Origin of the sequence: Pseudoalteromonas sp. NBT06-2 (assembly GCF_002276045.1) — a bacterium.
GTDB lineage: Bacteria > Pseudomonadota > Gammaproteobacteria > Enterobacterales > Alteromonadaceae > Pseudoalteromonas.
On the sequence record NZ_NQMR01000031.1, the window covers coordinates 1 to 18,340 of the forward strand.

15 protein-coding genes, 1 pseudogene and 1 riboswitch are annotated in these 18,340 nt (G+C 32.7%); of the genes and pseudogenes, 1 reads left to right on the forward strand and 15 read right to left on the reverse strand.

What is annotated here, in order from left to right; genetic code table 11:
• Both CJF42_RS08615 and CJF42_RS08625 read right to left on the reverse strand, forming a co-directional pair.
• Window positions 1-191, reverse strand: a 191-nt coding sequence (locus tag CJF42_RS08615) for a hypothetical protein (protein WP_141235515.1), incomplete at its 3' end; no start/stop codon positions are given.
• Window positions 192-1,135: 944 nt separating this feature from the next.
• On the reverse strand, window positions 1,136-1,888 hold the full coding sequence (locus CJF42_RS08625) for a substrate-binding periplasmic protein (RefSeq protein WP_095366294.1): 753 nt from the start codon (window positions 1,886-1,888) through the stop codon (window positions 1,136-1,138).
• Window positions 1,889-2,117: 229 nt separating this feature from the next.
• Here CJF42_RS08625 and CJF42_RS08630 point away from each other — a divergent pair, with 229 nt between their 5' ends.
• A complete protein-coding gene (locus tag CJF42_RS08630; protein ID WP_095366295.1) occupies window positions 2,118-3,644 on the forward strand; it encodes a hypothetical protein in 1,527 nt (508 codons plus the stop codon).
• Here CJF42_RS08630 and CJF42_RS29525 read toward each other — a convergent pair.
• The 13 genes and pseudogenes from CJF42_RS29525 to CJF42_RS29055 all read right to left on the reverse strand — a co-directional run bounded on the left by CJF42_RS29525 (window position 3,627) and on the right by CJF42_RS29055 (window position 17,866).
• A pseudogene (locus CJF42_RS29525) lies at window positions 3,627-4,676 on the reverse strand (helix-turn-helix domain-containing protein). The gene CJF42_RS08630 and the pseudogene CJF42_RS29525 overlap by 18 nt on opposite strands.
• 325 nt (window positions 4,677-5,001) lie before the next feature.
• Window positions 5,002-5,352, reverse strand: a complete 351-nt coding sequence (locus CJF42_RS08640; RefSeq protein WP_252097566.1) for a 3-phosphoshikimate 1-carboxyvinyltransferase — start codon at window positions 5,350-5,352, stop codon at window positions 5,002-5,004.
• Between the two features lie 372 nt (window positions 5,353-5,724).
• Complete coding sequence (locus tag CJF42_RS08645; RefSeq protein ID WP_095366296.1) at window positions 5,725-7,926, reverse strand: GumC family protein; 2,202 nt, start codon at window positions 7,924-7,926, stop codon at window positions 5,725-5,727.
• Window positions 7,926-8,444, reverse strand: a complete 519-nt coding sequence (locus tag CJF42_RS08650) for a polysaccharide biosynthesis/export family protein (RefSeq protein WP_095366297.1) — start codon at window positions 8,442-8,444, stop codon at window positions 7,926-7,928. Before CJF42_RS08650 ends, CJF42_RS08645 begins: the two co-directional genes overlap by 1 nt.
• 8 nt (window positions 8,445-8,452) lie before the next feature.
• Entirely contained in the window at window positions 8,453-9,637 is a 1,185-nt protein-coding gene (locus CJF42_RS08655) for an outer membrane beta-barrel protein (protein WP_095366298.1), read from the reverse strand.
• Between the two features lie 15 nt (window positions 9,638-9,652).
• Window positions 9,653-11,053 (reverse strand): undecaprenyl-phosphate glucose phosphotransferase, encoded by a 1,401-nt coding sequence (locus CJF42_RS08660; RefSeq protein WP_252097565.1) that lies wholly within the window; start codon window positions 11,051-11,053, stop codon window positions 9,653-9,655.
• Window positions 11,054-11,149: 96 nt separating this feature from the next.
• Window positions 11,150-12,601: a phosphohexomutase domain-containing protein gene (locus CJF42_RS08665; RefSeq protein WP_286203481.1), complete on the reverse strand. Its 1,452-nt coding sequence runs from the start codon at window positions 12,599-12,601 to the stop codon at window positions 11,150-11,152.
• 60 nt (window positions 12,602-12,661) lie between these two features.
• On the reverse strand, window positions 12,662-14,122 hold the full coding sequence (locus tag CJF42_RS08670; RefSeq protein WP_095366300.1) for a mannose-1-phosphate guanylyltransferase/mannose-6-phosphate isomerase: 1,461 nt from the start codon (window positions 14,120-14,122) through the stop codon (window positions 12,662-12,664).
• 2 nt (window positions 14,123-14,124) lie between these two features.
• Window positions 14,125-14,988: a dTDP-4-dehydrorhamnose reductase gene (gene rfbD, locus CJF42_RS08675; protein ID WP_095366301.1), complete on the reverse strand. Its 864-nt coding sequence runs from the start codon at window positions 14,986-14,988 to the stop codon at window positions 14,125-14,127.
• A gap of 64 nt (window positions 14,989-15,052) precedes the next feature.
• The gene (gene rfbB, locus CJF42_RS08680; protein ID WP_095366302.1) at window positions 15,053-16,114 is read right to left on the reverse strand and encodes a dTDP-glucose 4,6-dehydratase; all 1,062 of its coding nucleotides are present in this window, start codon (window positions 16,112-16,114) and stop codon (window positions 15,053-15,055) included.
• A gap of 22 nt (window positions 16,115-16,136) precedes the next feature.
• Window positions 16,137-16,685 (reverse strand): dTDP-4-dehydrorhamnose 3,5-epimerase, encoded by a 549-nt coding sequence (gene rfbC, locus CJF42_RS08685; RefSeq protein ID WP_095366303.1) that lies wholly within the window; start codon window positions 16,683-16,685, stop codon window positions 16,137-16,139.
• The gene (gene rfbA / locus CJF42_RS08690) at window positions 16,685-17,566 is read right to left on the reverse strand and encodes a glucose-1-phosphate thymidylyltransferase RfbA (protein ID WP_095366304.1); all 882 of its coding nucleotides are present in this window, start codon (window positions 17,564-17,566) and stop codon (window positions 16,685-16,687) included. The genes rfbC and rfbA overlap by 1 nt, the downstream gene beginning before the upstream one ends.
• Before the next feature lie 168 nt (window positions 17,567-17,734).
• Window positions 17,735-17,866, reverse strand: coding sequence for a hypothetical protein (locus CJF42_RS29055; RefSeq protein WP_286203482.1), 132 nt, complete (start codon window positions 17,864-17,866; stop codon window positions 17,735-17,737).
• A gap of 331 nt (window positions 17,867-18,197) precedes the next feature.
• Window positions 18,198-18,283, forward strand: a riboswitch (cyclic di-GMP riboswitch).
• The last annotated feature ends 57 nt before the right edge of the window (window positions 18,284-18,340 follow it).

Consider the following 18,340-nt stretch of genomic DNA (forward strand, 5'->3'; position numbering starts at 1 on the left):
TATATTGAGCGAGAATTGCTGTTTTCATTGCGTCTTAATTGTAAAAATGAAGATTCAATGTTAGCTATATTTTTAGTCTCTAAAATATCACCTTGAAAAGACGATGAAGCGATTGATGCAAGTATTAACATAGCAAGCATACTTACAACTAATATGACTGTATTTAAAATTAACTTATGCTTAATTAACATAGAATTCCTTGATTAAATGACGTACCGATTATACTCAAGCCACGAGTTTCAAGACTGCTGAGCAACTCATAAGTTAGGCACATCTTTGTATTAATGATTGCTCTCTTAAAAAAAGTGGACCGACAATATGCTCCTGCATTGCTCTAGTACTTACATCCATGTAGGCAAAAACGAGCATGATTTGATCAGAAGTCTCAGCTGGGTTGGTTTAGAAACGTTTTATGCTGCGTTATTGATCTTAAAAAGGGAATTTCTATGTAATCAATGTCTTGCCTAAAGCATTTCTAACTCCAACTGAATCCAGCATATTGAAGTTATTTTGGTATATATCTTTAAAAATAAAGGCGGAATTCTATAATATTTGTGATAATAAGTTTAATGTTTTTATAATATTTTTTTAATCTTATACCCAAGCCACTTCAAGATGTGAGGTTCAGGACTGCTGAGCAATTCATGATCTAGGCGCATCTTTGCATTAATGGTTACTAAGATGGAACAACGAGCATGATTTGCTCAGAAGTCCCTGTAAGGTTGGTTTATAAATACTTTATGTAGCGTTATTGATTTTGAAAAGGGAATAACCATGTTCTTCAATCAATGCCTTGCCTAAAGTATTTCTAATTCCAACTGAATCCTGCATCTTGAAGTGGTTTGGGTATATATGGTTAGTTAAATATTCTATTATTAGTGGCTAAGTCGATAAAGGTATTTAATGAAAACTATGATGGTTTGAATTATTTTCAAAAAGGAATCCCTATATTTTTAACACTAAAGGAGTAGTTGCTTATACCAGTTCAAATAAATATATGATCAATCTAAATGGTGTAAATATACAATAGCTGCGTTTCTTTCAATCCCAATAGCCCGTTATTGTTGAATCAAGCGCTTTACTATTGAAAATTTATCCTAATTTATATTAGATCACTTAGTTAATAGAATTGGTATTAATTATTATTTTTATTGAAAAAACCAAGTTTTTCGAGATAGTTTTGGTAAACAAGTTGGTACTTACCACTGTTTTTATATTTAATGAGTGCTTCATTAAATTCATCACATAGCTTTTGATCATTAAAACCCATTGAACTGGCAACTGATGGGAAAATATCATGGATCTCGAAATCATTAGGCTTTAAATTATCTTTTGTATAATTTTTTAGGCTATGTAAAAAAATATATTTGTCACCAATACTCACATCAACCATATCATTTGATAATAACTTTGCTTGCTCTAATGGCTGAGCGACTTCTTTGTAGTATTTACTGAGTAATACCGCTTGTTTATATTCACGGCCTAAAAGTAACATTGCTCTTTGATAAGAGACTACAGATTTCTCTTTCAAATCAGATACCGAGTTTATAGTGTAATGTTTTGATTTTAGTGAGATTGCAACATCTGAATATGTAAAAATGGGCAATGTTAAACACCCTTGTATTTCATTCTTTGAAAAAATATTTGCCGCGCCATCAATGGTCTGTGCATTGAGTTCTCGTACTAATCTGGCATTTGAAAACATGTAACGATAATTGATATTTCTATTTGGAATATATGTGTATACACCATCAATTAAATCTTTAAATAATGCGGGTTTATTTTTTTCTGAAAATAAAGGCTCAAAATTACCAAGCGCTATAGTTAAACTTTTTGCTTGAATATTAAATGTAAAGAAGAAGATTACAAGAACGATACAATATGCCAATTTAGTATTTTTTTTTATTTGATTATCCGCCCCGAATCTAATACTAAATACGTATTACATCTCTTTTTCACAATATGAAGTCATTGTTGATCATTTTATTATTAAAAGCTAAATATAAAAAGAATTAATTGCATTTCATGTTCGATAAGTTAAGGTTAAGATAATGTGATTTAATAGCGCTTACAGCTTATAAAATACGTAACTCCTAGGTAATAAACAAAATAATTAAATGAAAAATAAAAAAAGTAAATGGCAATTAGCGACATATCAAACTGAAAGGCTCTCAGCTATTCCTAGTATGGCTAGTGCTGTTTCTAAAAAAATATCGTCTTTTATGTTAGCTCATAGAAAAATGGTAGACGAGGCAAGTTTATTTTTTGAAACTTATAAGTGTGATTTGTTAAAATTAACAAAATTAAAAAAAAACCTAGTAAATTATACTGAACAGATAGATATAATTAATGACTATAAAAAAGAACATGGCAAACTACCACAAATTGTAAATCAGAGCTCTACAGATAAATACCTTACACAACTATATAAATTAGAACAACAGATTAAAAATGAATACACATCGCTTCACTCTTTATTGTTGCAACAAAAAATAAATCGTTTTGAAGCTTTAGATCATTTAACCGACAATATGCTTGATTTACTTAATAATCAACGTATTTTTAGCCAGTTTTTAGGTACAATTGTATTGTCTACTCCGTTACCTGATGAAGGAGTACGTTGCATTCGAAATGAAAAATTTAAACCAATTTATATTGCTGGCTTAGTTGTTGCTCTTTTTGAAGAAATCAGATTAACACGTGACTTTAAGAATGCATATTTAAATGAATGCATGAAAGATATGTTTGATAATAATACAGATAGTTTTATGGCATTAGAGCAAAATGCGTTGTCAAATGAAGTTATGGCACAATATAGAGAGGATGTATTAAAACCCATTGCTAAAGCCGCATTATTACAATCTATTGGCAGCTATGCCCCTGAAGCACAGGATGTTTTTTCGGGAGACCGATACCGCATGCTTACCGTAACAGAAAGAAAACAGTTACTTGAAATAGTCAGATTAAAATCTATTGATTATTTTAAATTTGGTATCGGTGTTCCAGAACGAAAAGCAAATACCCATGAAGAAAGGCTTGAACATACTCAATTTGAACAAAAGAAACAGTCTTTTATATTATCTTTTTTTGCAAAAGAAAATATTGATAATAGCGAGCTTCACAAGTTACTTCGGATCCCACTTATTTATTCTTCTTTTATGGTTTCAACTAAGCCTGAATTTAACTATAAAAAAATATATACAGCATATGATACATTAAAAGAAAGTGCGATGAATAAAGAAACAGATCCGCTTTTTACTAAGTTGTTTTTGTCTATGGTAGGATATTTTCCCCTTGGCAGTGGCATATATTTTATAAGCCAAGAAACACATGTGATTGAAAAAGGAATTGTATCCTCATTATATCCAGCTAATCCTTATGGGCCTATTTGCAAACAAATTACACGTCAGCAAATCAAATCACTGAGCCAAAAGGAAGTTATTGTATCATCTAATACTAATGTATTTTTTACAAATACACGATTGAAATCTGAATTTGAACCTGAATTTTATAATTTAAAATATAAAAATACCTATACGTGGAATGCAAATGAAGTTTGGGAAGTGCAAATTCCCGCTTTAGAATTTTGGCGAAAAGATGGTACGCGTAAGCGCAATGACTTTTTATTAACTAACCTGAAGTGATGTATTAGTGTGATTACCAAGCGACTTTGTCGTAAGTAACATAACAGCAAGTCTTAACCATACACTGTGAACTCCATTTGGGCTAATATCAATACCAAGCGCTTCTGTCAGCTTCATGGTTACTTTCTGCTCACCTTCGATTGCCATATCTACACAGTTTTCATGACGTATATTTGGTATTTCTTGCCGCTTCAATGCATCTTCACCGCCTTGTTTAAGCAGCTTCAGATGACGATAAGTAGTGTCAAGGGAGACGCCACTTTGGCGTGATGCCTCGCTTACATTACCCAGCTTTTCAACCAAGGCTAGTACCTCTAATTTCTTCTGTATTTCCAAGTCTTCTGCTACGAGCTTACTCGGCTCGTTGCCCTCTGACACCTTGAGTTTTCGTCCTGCAAAGTGAGCAGTAAAGCCCTTATTGCTGGTTTTTCTGATTTCAATTTTTTGATTGGCAATTGAATGCTTAAGCGGTGAATCGCTTAGATAAAACTTGTTACCATAACTGAATGTATGGTCGTTTCGTATTTTTCGGTGCTCTTTAATCACACAGATATCATCAAGGTTGGTGTGCTTGTTTAGTGCTGTGAACTCCGATGCTTGATGTTTTGATTTTACTTGAATCTGAGATTGCCAAAATTGCGGAATAAACACATGCTTGAGGTAAGCATTAGCGCTTGCTAAGTCTTTGATGTTATTAAGTCTTAGCTCTGGCATCAAGCGGTCTTGTAAGGTATCGAAAGCACGTTCAACGCGCGCTTTACATGATGAATATCATGGGCTCAACCACGTAGCGTCTCACGTTTTACACTAATGTTTTCATTTACTTCTAGCTGCTCAGCTAAGTGAAATAAATTCAAATCAAAATATTTCTCTTTGATTAAAGCCTGTACTTCAATTTTTAATTGAAGCAGGCGTTTTATTCGGTGGCGATTTACTGAATAGCTTAGCTGCATTACCAATTGTTATTCGGCCTTCAACCACTTTAGCAATAATATCAACGGTGAGTTGAGCTTTTGAATCCATCACTATCATCCTCAACATCCCCTTAGTATTAAAAAAAAACACTAACAGAGATGTATAAAAAGAGACCGACAGTCTCCCTTGGTAATCACACTAATACATTTTACTGCTTGTTCCATTTCTACGGTTAGTTGCAGGATCAGCTTCTAAGTGTTGATCTAATTCAGTTGTTAAAGCCGCTTCGGTAAGCTGTTTAACTAAAACGCTTATTACCAGTTAGTTTTTTTCCTGCTTGAAGTTCTTTAAGAGCTTGATCAAAATCAAATGTATTGCTCATGTGTAATTCCTTTTTAACGATTCTACTGAAATGACACAGATTTATGAACACTACCGATTTTTAATTCAATGTTGATTTAAACCAATCCCAAACTCCAAAAGAAAAGTCTGTAAATATATTTATTCCAAGTGCCGATTTAACTAAATATAGAATCAAAACTCCTAAAGCGGTACAAAAAGTTAAAAATACAGTACAAAATAATGCTTGAGCTAATAAACTTAACTGTTTTTCCCCTCTTGTTAACTCTCTTAAGTTTCGCCCTGCAACAAAAACATAATAATATCGATAACGAAAAAACTTAATCGTGCTTCGAAAGTCAATTGCATGCTTGCCCCAACTTCTCGCACTAACAGCTATTTTTAAATTTGCTAACTGCTCTTCAGTGAAACTATCTTGGACCTCTATGGGCATTTTTTCCAGTAATTTTTTTATATCACGATTACATTTTAGCTTTTCTCTAATTTCCTTATTTTTATCTTCGAAACTTTCTTTTTGCTTCTTTTGAGTCTTACGTTCACTATTTAAAATATTCATTTCTCGCCCAAGATGAAGATGATTTTTTATACTTTTGATTAAAGTTTATCTGAATACATACTATATCTACTAATCCATATTAATTTGTATATACCCAAGCCACTTCAAGATATGAGTTGCAGGATTGCTGAGCAGTTCATCATCTAGCCACATCTTTGTATTAATAGGTTACTCCCTCAAAAAAGGTAGTTCGGTAATATGATCCTGCATTGCTCTAGCATCTACATCCATGCAGGCAATAAAGAACTATCATACTTTACTAGTATTATTCGTATTGCCATATTCATAAAGAGCATATTGATCTTTACTAACTGTGTTCATATCTAATTGATTTAATACAACGCCACCTACTTTTGCATTTACTTGTAATAGCTTATCGATACCCGTTTTTACAATACCTATTTGTGTATCATCTGACTTAACAACATACAAAATAGAATCTGCGTATTTAGATATAATTAATGCATCACTCACTATCTGTAATGGTGCAGTATCTATCACAACCTTATCAAATTTAATTTTAACCATTTCTAAAATCAGACCAAACTTATCTAATGATAAAAGCTCTAGTGAGTTTGATTGCAAATGACCGCATGGCATAATTGAAACACCTGATTTTTCATCAATATATATACAATCTTCAAGCTTTTCAGTACCAGCGATTAAATTTGCTATTCCAGGATGATGTGCCGGAATACCATATTTTTTGTATAAACTTGGTTTTCGTATATCTGCATCAATCAAAATAACATTTTCAATTTGAGCTAAAGCTGTAGCTAAATTAACTGAAACTACACTTTTACCTTCATTTGGTAGTGAAGATGTCACTTCAATAACTTTATTACCGGAATCTAAATGTGTTAATAAAAAATTAGTCCTCAAAGTTCTTACCGATTCTGAAAAGTTTTTTTCTGAAGAATCAAAAAATTGATGCGTATTTAAATCTTGACCTTTTTCTAACTGCAGTAAAGGTAATGTGCCCAATAATCGTTGTGATAGAATCTCTTCCACATCAGAAGCACTTTTAAATGTATCGTTTAATAGCTCTCTAATAATTGCTAAACCAATTGCAAACGCTAAAGAAAAAATAAATGCAATTAATATCAATTTCTTTTTATTTGGTTTAATTGGATAGCGAGGTTCCATCGCTTTTTCGATAAATATGACTGGTTCCGAATTAAAATCCCCCGTTACTTGTGTTTCTTTTGAACGTCTTAAAAATTGATTAAATAAATTTGTATTCGCCTCAACATCACGTAATAACTGATGAAACTTGAGTTCTTTTTTGGTTATTTTTTGATATTTTGCTCTTGTAAAAGATAGCTCTTTTAGTAATCTTTTAAGCTTACCTTCTAAATTTAAAACAGATTGATCAACACTACCTATAAAACCTGTAATTTTATTATTTAAACGGCCTCTTAAAAGATTAACTTCTTCTAAAGCAGCTAACATTACGGGATGTTTTGGTCCATATATTCGAGACAACTCCGCACTTTTCAATTCTGAATTTAATAACTGCTCATTTGCATTTTTAATTGACTCATGATCTTTTAATTCAGAAATGAATTTTAACTTATCACTTATTTCTTGCTTGTTTATAAGTTGAGCGATTGTTTTAAATTTCATCAATTCACTTCTCGTCTCACTTAATTGTTCTGTCAATAATGTCACTTCATTATCAACCATAGTGACAGCACCTTCTATATCAACTAAATCTTCCTGTTCACGATATCTTTGTAACTTTTCTTCCGATTCGTCTAATCTAACTCTTAACTCATCTAATCGACCACCTAACCACTGAGAAGCTTTTTCAGTTATTCCTAACTTCGCTGCTATTTGTGTTTCAATATATATTTCACCAACAGCATTTGCTGCTGCAGCTGCAATTTCAGCATTTCCATGTTCAAAATATATGTCAACTAAATGACTCCAGCCTACGCGCTTTATGTTTAAACTTTTCTGAAAAATAATTATTTTTCTTTGTGTCTCATAAAGCGCGAGTTTTTCTTTAGGTAAATTGATTTTTTCTTTTTTTTGTAAAAATGGAATGCTATTTTGCAATCTTCCTAATAACCCTAATTTTTCTGAACTTTTTTGATCCGTTGATTTATACATATCAAGTTTTTCTATTACTTTTCTAGCGATGTCTCCTGACTTTAATAACTCTAATTGAGTGATTCCATACTCAAGCCTTTGTGTATTTACTGCATACACTTCTTTAACAGAAACAGCTTGAACTCTTGCTGAATTAAATAAAATTGTCGCTTTTGCTTGATATATTGACTTTTTCGTTGCCAAAATGATAGCTGCTACAAGAGTAACTAAAACTGCAAAACTAATTATTATAAATTTATATTTTAATACGGTTTTTAATAAACGCTTTACATCTAAACTTTTTGCTTTGTTAGCTGTGACGTACTCTTGAACATTTATGTTCGACTGAGTTCCCATTAGAAAAACCTTTGCTCTATTGTGATAGTATCGCCTGCATTAACTTTTGTATTAAGAGATGCTTGTATTCGTATGTTTTTATCCCCTTCTTTAAAAATAAATATTTTTTCTTTAGAAGCTCTTTCGGTCAATCCACTAGCAAGTGCAACAGCTTGATTAATAGTCATTCCTGGTTGATAAGAGTACCCTCCAGGAGTTCTCACCTCACCATGAATATAAAAAGCTCTATATTTTGTGATATGCACAAAAACACTCGGTTTAATTAAATAATCACCATTTAATCGGGCATAAATATTATTTTGTAGTTGCTTAGCGGTTAATCCTGAAATTATAATTTCCCCCAAGAATGGATAGTTGATTTTACCGCTATTTCCAATTCGGGTATTTAAAGTCAGATCATCTTGCCCATAGACTTTTATTTCAACATGATCTCCTGGACCTAAAATGTATTCGTTGTCAGCAAAAACTTTAAATTGAATCAGTAAAACTGAACACACTAAATATAAAAAAACTTTCATGATTTCCCTTATATTGAAATATTAAAATTTATGCCAATCAAATTTTTATCAAATGACATTTCTTCAGTAGTTGAGTCATTATTTTTAATCTCAATGAAAATTTCGGCTTCTAACCATCGTTGAATTAAATAAGAAAAACTAACGCTACCCATTATTATTCCATCTTCACGATAAACGCCCTTATAAACACCTTTGCTAAATGAAGCTCCAAGGTTAGACCTTAACTTTTCATTCCAACTATGATTCCAAGTTAAGCCATAAACACTTTTGTTTACGTAATCTCCCTGAGAATTAGGATCCTTCGCAGAACGAGAAGTTTCAAAAAGAATATTTGTATATGTTAATGGTTGCCATTGAACTTTCGCCTCCCAACTTTTCCCGCTAAAGCTTTGCCTAACAAAATCACCAAATACTTTATTTTGATAACCTATTTTAATGACTCCGGTTGTCATTGATGTCATTTCCCACTGTACACCGAGTAAAGCTTTATCATCTGTTGAATCACGACTTGAAGAGTTTTCTTCTATATGATCATATTTAATATCATCACGGCTAACAACAACAAATAAATCAGTCGACGAATCCATTTTATAAAATAGAGAAGTGCCTAACTTTGCTGAACGGTTATTCTTAAATTTTGTTACGTCTTTAAAATTATCATATTTTTTAGTAGTCGCTTCAATTTCAAATGCTATTCGAGATTTTGAGCTAAGTGCACCAAATTCATATATACCACCAATTACATTATTTTTGTAAACTAGTAACTCAGAGAATATCCTACTAATTCCTTCAGTTACCCCAGTACCTCTAGGCTCTGTAAGGTTATTAGCTGAAGCTAAAATATCAAATCTATGCCAAGATGAGGGGGAAAAATGGGCTAAGAAGTTCAAGCTATGATCTAAATAATTATCGTCAGAGTTTTTTAAGTATGTTCCAGAAACAAATCCCATATCTAACTTAAATTGATTCAAATCATCATTAAATAATAAATCAACCGATGGTGATACAACTAAAACAGAGTCGCCTTCTAGGTTTGAAGGTTGATGGTATATATTATCATCATATTTACTCGTTATATTTAAAAGAGGCTTGATTGAAATACCATTATCTAAATTAATTGAGGCTGCTTCAATAGCATGAGCATAATTTAAAAAACAAGCCAGTAATACAGCTGACTTTATAAAATAATTCACTTTTAAGACCTAAAGTTAGTATGCATTTTTTCCAGTAAACCCTTTAAATACAGTTATAACAATTATTTTAAGATCAAACCATAGTGACCAATGCTTAATATATTGCAAATCATGATCCACTCTATTTTCCATTTTCTCAAGGGTATCTGTTTCACCTCTCCAACCATTAATTTGTGCCCATCCAGTAATACCTGGCTTAACTTTATGTCGTAACATATAAAACTCGACTTTCTTTCTATACTCTTCATTATGTGAGACTGCGTGCGGACGCGGTCCTACTATTGACATATCTCCAGTTATTACATTAAAAAACTGTGGTAATTCATCTAAACTTGTACGACGAAGAAAGCTGCCTAAAGGTGTAATTCGGCTATCATTTTTTGTAGCTTGTTTAACTACATCACTATTTTCAGTTACAGTCATAGAGCGAAATTTCCACACTTTAATTTTTTGACCGGCTAGCCCATATCGATCTTGTTTAAATAAAATAGGTCCATTTGAAGTACACTTTATACAAAATGCGATTATTAATAAAACCGGAGATATTACAGCTAAAATAATCAGACCTAAGATGATATCTTCACTTCTTTTAACCCACTCCTTAATACCTAGATAAGGTGATTCAAAAACGCTTAATGTATCTATATCGCCAACATGATCTATTCGTGCATGAATTAAATTTGATAAAAAGAAATCTGGGATGAAATATACATCAACTGTAGTATCACCTAATCGACCTAAAATATCAGCAATACGCTTTTCAGCTTTTAATGGTAATGCTATAAATATAACATCTATTTCACCATTCCGAGCACGATTTACGGCATCATTTACTGAGCCTTCAATTATATAACTTTGATTTTTAAATACCCTTTTTGGAGAGCGATCTTCAAAAAAACCAACATTGTAATACCCTAATTCTTTATGAAACCCAATCTGCTGTGCAATTCGAACCCCTGTATCAGTGGCGCCTATAATAGCGGTTTTTTTAATATTAAAACCTAACTTTCTTCTATTTACTTTATAGCTTCGTAAAATTAATCGCCAAAGGAATAAGTTAACAAATGAAAAAGCAAACCAACACACAATAGTGACACGAGAAAGCATCTCAGAGAATTTAAAAATAAAAGCAAATATCACTAAAGCGGCAAAAGATATCGTTAAAGTAAGCCACGCATTTAAAACCATAGACCGAAGTGTTCCAGCTCTCCATGAACGATATAAATCGACACCTTCAGCCACATATAAAAAAGCAACCAATACAACAAGCAAGACAATGAGATACTCACGGCCTAAACTAACTTCATATACCTCTGCAGCTAAATATAATGATGCGATTAATATAATGAGATCAAAAAATCTACAAATTACTGAATTAGATTTTGTACCAGCTTTAAAGGTTGATGTCTTTTTCACTTTTAACTTCCTGATGATATGAGACTTCATTTGCCCCTTTGCATAAACTACATTCAGACGAAACATCTGAACTGTATAACTTAGTTTTCAAAAATATTATTCTAACAGTGCCAATATTTGTTCTGTTTTCTCTATCATTAACTTTTTATCACCTTTTGTTTCTAGATTTAACCTGAGTAAAGGTTCCGTATTTGATTTTCTTAAATTAAAGCGCCATTTACCCATATCAATACTTACTCCATCAGTAAAATCAATTTTAATCGCATCATTTTGGTATATACAAAGTACTTTTGCTATCACAGCATCGGCATCTGAGACTTTTCGATTAATTTCACCTGGAGAAGGGTATGCAGAAACTCTACTTTTGACTAAATTAGATAAATTAGTACCTTTAATACATAATAACTCAGCAACTAATAACCATGGAATCATACCAGAGTCACAATATGAGAAACTCCTAAAATAATGATGTGCACTCATTTCACCACCATAAATTGCATTTTCAGAGCGCATTCTTTCTTTGATAAAAGCATGACCCGTTTTACTTTGTATTGCCTTACCACCTGAATTATTTACAAGATCAATTGTATTCCAGCTTAAACGCGGATCATGAATAATTTTTTCACCTGGATTTTTGTGTAAAAAAAATTCAGCCAATAAACCTACAATATAATATCCTTCAATAAACAAACCTTTTTCATCAAAAAGGAAACACCTATCAAAGTCACCATCCCATGCAATACCCATATCTGCATTATGTTCAATAACTGCATCTATGGTGTCTTGACGATTTTCAGGAAGTAATGGGTTAGGAATACCGTTTGGAAAATTACCATCTGGATGATGATTTATTTTGATAAATTCAATTGGTACATTCAGTTTTACAAACTGCTCTTCTAGCGCATCAATAACATGTCCAGCAGCACCATTTCCCGAATTAACTACTAATTTAAGCGGTGTTATATTTTTAATATCAATATAGGTTAACAAATGTGAAATATATTCTTTTAAAGTTGATATGTTTTGTAATTCACCTTTTATAGGAGATTTTTCATTAAAATTTTTGGATTCTGCTAGTGCCTGAATATCAAATAAACCTGTATCTCCACTGATTGGTTTTGATAATGCTTTAACGAGTTTCATACCATTAAAATTCATTGGATTATGACTAGCAGTTACTTCTATGCCACCATCAAGGTTTAAATATGATGTAGCAAAGTAAATCTCTTCTGTTCCAGTCACACCAAGGTCAAATACATTTACACCAGCATCCATTAATCCATTAGCTAATGAAAGTTTTAAGGCATTAGAAGTTAATCTCACATCTCCACCTACAACCACTGACTTAGGCGATAAAATATCACCATATGCACGCCCAATACGATAAGCGATATCAGTATTTAATTCTTTACCTAACTCTCCTCTTATATCGTAGGCTTTAAAGCAAGTTAACTTTTCAATCTGTAAACCTGAAGCTAATTCAGTACTCTTTTCTTCTTCATTGACTACTACGTTGATAGAGTTTGTTGAATTTAATCCCTTTGACATTTTTAAACCTTTAAAAACTGAAAACCACTTTAAAATTAAATATTATTTGTTGAAGCAAAATTAACTACGACCGTATTTATCTTCAAATCTTACAATATCATCTTCACCTAAATATGAGCCTGATTGAACTTCAATTAACTCAAGCGGAATGACTCCTGGGTTTTCTAAAGCATGAACAACACCGATAGGAATATAAGTTGATTGATTTTCAGTTAATAATATCTCATTGTCATCATTGGTTATCTTCGCAGTTCCTGAAACAACAACCCAATGTTCGGCTCTATGGTGATGCATTTGCACTGATAATTTAGCACCTGGCTTAACCGTTATACGCTTTACTTGAAATCTTTCTCCACTATCTAATGAGTCATATTTGCCCCAAGGTCTATATACTTCACGATGAAATGTAGCTTCACTACGCTTTTCTTTTTTTAATTCATTTACAATTGATTTTACTTCTTGCGCTTTATCTTTATGAGCAACTAAAATAGCATCCTTTGTATTCACAATAACTAAATCATTAACACCAACCAATGCAACAAGCTTATCATCACTAATTACAAGTGAATTTTTTGTATCCGTAGCCTTAACATCACCATTAAATACATTGCCTTTGTTATCTTTTTCAGATACTTGCCATAAAGCAGAAAATCCGCCAATATCATTCCAACCTGCATTCATAGGTACAACAATCGCTTCAGCACGATCAATTTTTTGGCAAATAGGCTCCATTACTGCATAATCGATAGATTCATCTGGACAAGCTAAAAATGCTTCTTTATTGATTCGGATAAAATCATTATCAACTGTCTGTTGTTGCATTGATTTTTTACATGCTTCATATATATCTGGACGAAACTGCTTAAGTACAGCTAAATAACGACTTGCTTTAAACATAAACATTCCGCTATTCCAATAAAATTCTCCTGAATCAACATAAGATTGAGCCATTGCTAAATTTGGTTTTTCAACAAAATTACTCACTCTAAAAGATGTTAAATCATTATGGCTAAACTCTGATTTACTTTCTAAAGACTCTCCTCGCATCACATAGCCGTATCCCGTTTCAGGTTTATCGGCAAGAATGCCAAATGTAACAAGCTTTTCATCTTGAGCATGAACATAAGCGTGTTTAACAGATTTATGAAACTCATATTTATTTTCAATGACATGATCTGCAGCCAATACAAGTAAAATAGGTTCTTCTATATTTTTATTATTTTCTAACGCTTTAAATGCAGCCAGTGCAATAGCAGGAGCTGTATTTCTTCCTTCTGGTTCTAAAAGTATTCCACTATGTTCAACATCTAGCTGACGAATTTGCTCTGCAGCTATAAATCTATGTTCTTCATTGCAAATAAGCATACTTGGTTGATGATCTAATCCTTTTAAACGCGCTATAGTCTGCTGAAGCATTGTTTGCTCACCATTAAGTGATAAAAACTGTTTCGGATAATTCCCTCTTGATAACGGCCATAATCGAGTACCTGAACCACCAGTCATAATTACGGGTAAGATCATTATTAAAACTCCTTTTGATTACTAATCATTACTTTTAACTGCTCACGCCAATGATTTGCAGAATAAATTTGATGAGATTTTGTTGAATCAAGTAAACTAAATTGAGGTCGTTTAGCGGGAGTTAGGTACTCTTGGCTCGAAATTGCTTTTATTGGGATTTTTTTATTCAACACAGCACACTCGATTGCTATTTCCTGTATCGCAATAGCAAAGTCGTACCAAGAAGCAACACCTAAGTCACTCCAGTTATACAAAAAGTTTATAGTTTGTTGTGTCGTTAACTTCCATATAAAATAAGCTAACTCTTTTGCATATGTAGGACATCCTATCTGATCAGCGACTACACTCAGTGAGTCTTTCTCTTTCATTAGCTTAAGCATGGTTTTAACAAAGTTATTACCGTAACTAGAATAAAGCCAAGAAGTACGTACTATAGCCGAGTTATCAAGATGATTTTCAAGTATCGCTTTCTCACCAGCGAGCTTTGAAGCACCATAAACATTGATTGGGTTTGTTCTATCGGAGGTCTTATAAGCACTATTTTTTTCCCCATCAAAAATAAAGTCTGTTGATATATGAATAAAGCGAATATTATTTGCCTTACAAACCTTAGCTATGTTTGCCACTCCAACTGAATTAATAGCATAAGCTGCATCTATATCAGCTTCAGCTTTATCTACTGCTGTATAAGCGGATGCATTTAATATAACGGTTGGATTAAACTTTGTTACTTGCTCAAATATTGAATCAATTAAACCAATTTCGATATCTTCACGTCCCAGAGCAAGTGTTTCAATATCATTAGGTTTTGTATCAATTAGCTCTGATGCTAGCTGCCCACTCTTACCAATAATTAATACTTTCATCTGAATTCCATTAAATTTTTCTATTAATTCAAATTAACTAATAATAGTTAATATCATGCACTGTTTATTTACCTAAACGCTCTCTTTGGTAATTTCCATCTTGCACATGCTTACTCCAATTTAAATTAGCTAGGTACCATTGGACTGTTTTTTTAATACCAGATGCAAAATTTTCTTGCGGTTTCCATCCTAAATCATTATGTATTTTAGAAGCATTAATTGCATATCGTTCATCATGGCCTGGTCTATCTGCTACATAAGTAATTAGCTGATTAAAATCAGATATATTCTCAGGCTTATTTTTTACTAATTGATTTAGATGAGTGCAAATTGTTTTAACAACTTCTATATTTTGCTTTTCATTAAACCCACCTATATTGTAAGTTTCACCCAGCTTACCTTCCCTAACAACGAGATAAAGCGCACGAGCGTGATCTTCAACAAATAACCAATCTCTGATTTGTTTACCGCTACCATATATAGGTAAATCTTTCCCCTCTAAAGCATTTAATATTACTAAAGGTATTAATTTTTCAGGGAAGTGAAATGGACCATAATTATTTGAACAATTAGTAACTACAATCGGTAAATTATATGTTCGATGCCAAGCTCTCACTAAATGATCTGATGCCGCTTTTGAAGCTGAGTAGGGAGAGTTTGGTTCATACGATGTTTCTTCAGTAAATAAACCTGTCTCACCTAAATCTCCATATACCTCATCTGTAGAAATATGATGGAAACGAAAACCTGACTTTTTATTCCCGTTAAGATATGAATAGTAATTTCTAGCTGCTTCAAGCAAAGTATAAGTGCCAACAATATTGGTTTCAATAAACTCACCAGGGCCGTCAATTGAACGATCAACATGACTTTCCGCAGCTAAATGCATTATGTAATCAGGCTGATATTTTTCAAATAAATGACTAACACTTTGACGGTCACAAATATCACCTTGTACAAAATGGTAACGATTATTGTCTTCAATTGATTTTAGAGATTCAAGATTGCCTGCATAAGTCAACTTATCATAATTAATAACAACATTATTTGTTTCATTAATTAAATAACGCACTAACGCTGAACCTATAAAACCAGCCCCTCCAGTAATAAAAATCGTTTTACTCAATATTTACTCCTCTAAAATCAAGTTATGTAAAAAAAGGTGCATTTTTAAATAATAAACCGCTTTCGTCTTTGGGGGACAACGATACCATTCCATCTTTATTTATTGGCCATTTTATATCTAGAGTAAGGTCATTCCACAGAATACTTTGTTCAAATTTTGGTGCATAATAATCTGTACATTTATAAACAAACTCAGCTGACTCTGAAGTAACATAAAAGCCATGAGCGAAACCCGCTGGCACCCACAACTGTTGTTTATTATCAGACGATAGATAATGACCGTACCATTGACCAAAAGTATCACTGCTTTTTCGCAGATCAATCACAACATCAAACACTTCTCCTTGCATTACTCGTACTAGCTTACCTTGAGTTTGCTCTGTTTGATAATGCATGCCACGTAAAATTCCTTGAGAAGATTTACTATGGTTTTCTTGAACAAAGGTGACATCAGCTACATTTTCTCTAAACCAATCATCACGGAACGTTTCAAAAAAAAATCCTCTTTCATCACCAAAAACTTTAGGTTCTATAATTTTTAAATCTTGAATAAAAGTATCAATAACGCGCATTAAAATACTCTCTGAGTAAGGAGGTTTAAAAGGTATTCACCATAACCACTTTTGCGTAAAGGACCAGCTAAATCTCTCAATTGAGAATCTGAGATATATCCCATTCGATATGCTACTTCTTCAGGACAATTAACTTTAAGTCCTTGACGTTTTTCTATGGTTTCAATAAATTGAGCAGCTTGTAGTAAGCTATCGTGTGTACCAGTATCTAACCAGGCTGTACCACGACCCATTATTTCTACATTTAAAGTGCCTACTTTTAAATATTGCTCTATCACATCCGTAATTTCATATTCACCACGCGCTGAAGGTTTTACATTTTTAGCATATTCAATAACTTTATTATCAAAGAAATATAACCCTGGTACAGCATAATTAGATTTTGGAGTCATTGGCTTTTCTTCAATTGAGATTGCAACTCCACCTTTATCAAACTCTACAACACCATATGATTTGGGGTTTGCCACGTGATAACCAAACACGGTGCCACCTTCATTTTTCTTACTTGCAGCAAGTAAACTTTTGGTTAAATCATGACCGTAAAACAAATTATCACCAAGAATTAACGCGACATTTGCATTACCAATGAAATCTTCGCCAAGTAAGAATGCTTGAGCTAAACCATCTGGAGATGGCTGAATCTTATATTCAATTGAGATCCCCCAATCACTACCATTCTCCAGTAGAGCTTCAAATTTAGGCTGTTCCTCTTCGGTTGTAATAATAAGAATGTCTTTAATACCTGCATTCATCAATGTAGCAATAGGATAATAAATCATAGGTTTATCATATACAGGCATAAGTTGTTTGCTGACCACTTTTGTAAGCGGATAGAGACGAGTGCCGCTGCCACCGGAAAGGATAATTCCTTTTCTATTCATAAGCCTACTTTTTGATTATTACTAAAAAAGGTACATTCTAATGCTAAACCATTAAATATTCAATATTCAATATTCAATATTGAATAAAGTGATAAATAACAATTTTAACTCTTTCATAAGAAGGAATAAAAAATAAACCACAGTTATATTCGAAGATCAATATTAGTATTAAAGAAAATGGACAGATCTATACCCAAGCCACTTCAAGATGTGAGGTTCAGGACTGCTGAGCAATTCATGATCTAGGCGCATCTTTGCATTAATGGTTACTCCCTTAAAAAAAGATGGAACAACGAGCATGATTTGCTCAGAAGTCCCTGTAAGGTTGGTTTATAAATACTTTATGCAGCGTTATTGATTTTGAAAAGGGAATAACCATGTTCTTCAATCAATGCCTAGCCTAAAGTATTTCTACTTCCAACTGAATCCTGCATCTTGAAGTGGTTTGGGTATATATGAATATATGCATTTAAAACTTATTCGTGATGGCGAAATGAGAAGTGGTATTGAAAATAAAATTAACACTTATAAATTTGCCGTACTACTATTTAAATTCAATATCGGTACATTTTACTTAATGTTTTTAATTGTTCCACTACAGGGTAGAACACAGCCTTAATAAATATTATTCGCTTGAAAAGGGCAAACTTAAGGAAACTTAAGTACGCAAAGCCACCGGCCTAAAGGCTAACAACCTAAGGCAGCGGAGCTACCGAGGCTATGAAAATCAATACCTCCCCCTATTATTGAATCAATATTTAAATATGTGGACTT

What these genes read in the sequence shown, in the direction of transcription:
- CJF42_RS08630 (WP_095366295.1), top strand. Translation starts at nt 2,118, where the DNA reads ATGAAAAATAAAAAAAGTAAATGGCAATTAGCGACATATCAAACTGAA.
- CJF42_RS08640 (WP_252097566.1), bottom strand. Translation starts at nt 5,352, where the DNA reads ATGCCCATAGAGGTCCAAGATAGTTTCACTGAAGAGCAGTTAGCAAAT.
- CJF42_RS08645 (WP_095366296.1), bottom strand. Translation starts at nt 7,926, where the DNA reads ATGGGAACTCAGTCGAACATAAATGTTCAAGAGTACGTCACAGCTAAC.
- CJF42_RS08650 (WP_095366297.1), bottom strand. Translation starts at nt 8,444, where the DNA reads ATGAAAGTTTTTTTATATTTAGTGTGTTCAGTTTTACTGATTCAATTT.
- CJF42_RS08665 (WP_286203481.1), bottom strand. Translation starts at nt 12,601, where the DNA reads ATGTCAAAGGGATTAAATTCAACAAACTCTATCAACGTAGTAGTCAAT.
- CJF42_RS08670 (WP_095366300.1), bottom strand. Translation starts at nt 14,122, where the DNA reads ATGATCTTACCCGTAATTATGACTGGTGGTTCAGGTACTCGATTATGG.
- rfbD (WP_095366301.1), bottom strand. Translation starts at nt 14,988, where the DNA reads ATGAAAGTATTAATTATTGGTAAGAGTGGGCAGCTAGCATCAGAGCTA.
- rfbC (WP_095366303.1), bottom strand. Translation starts at nt 16,685, where the DNA reads ATGCGCGTTATTGATACTTTTATTCAAGATTTAAAAATTATAGAACCT.
- rfbA (WP_095366304.1), bottom strand. Translation starts at nt 17,566, where the DNA reads ATGAATAGAAAAGGAATTATCCTTTCCGGTGGCAGCGGCACTCGTCTC.
- CJF42_RS29055 (WP_286203482.1), bottom strand. Translation starts at nt 17,866, where the DNA reads ATGCTCGTTGTTCCATCTTTTTTTAAGGGAGTAACCATTAATGCAAAG.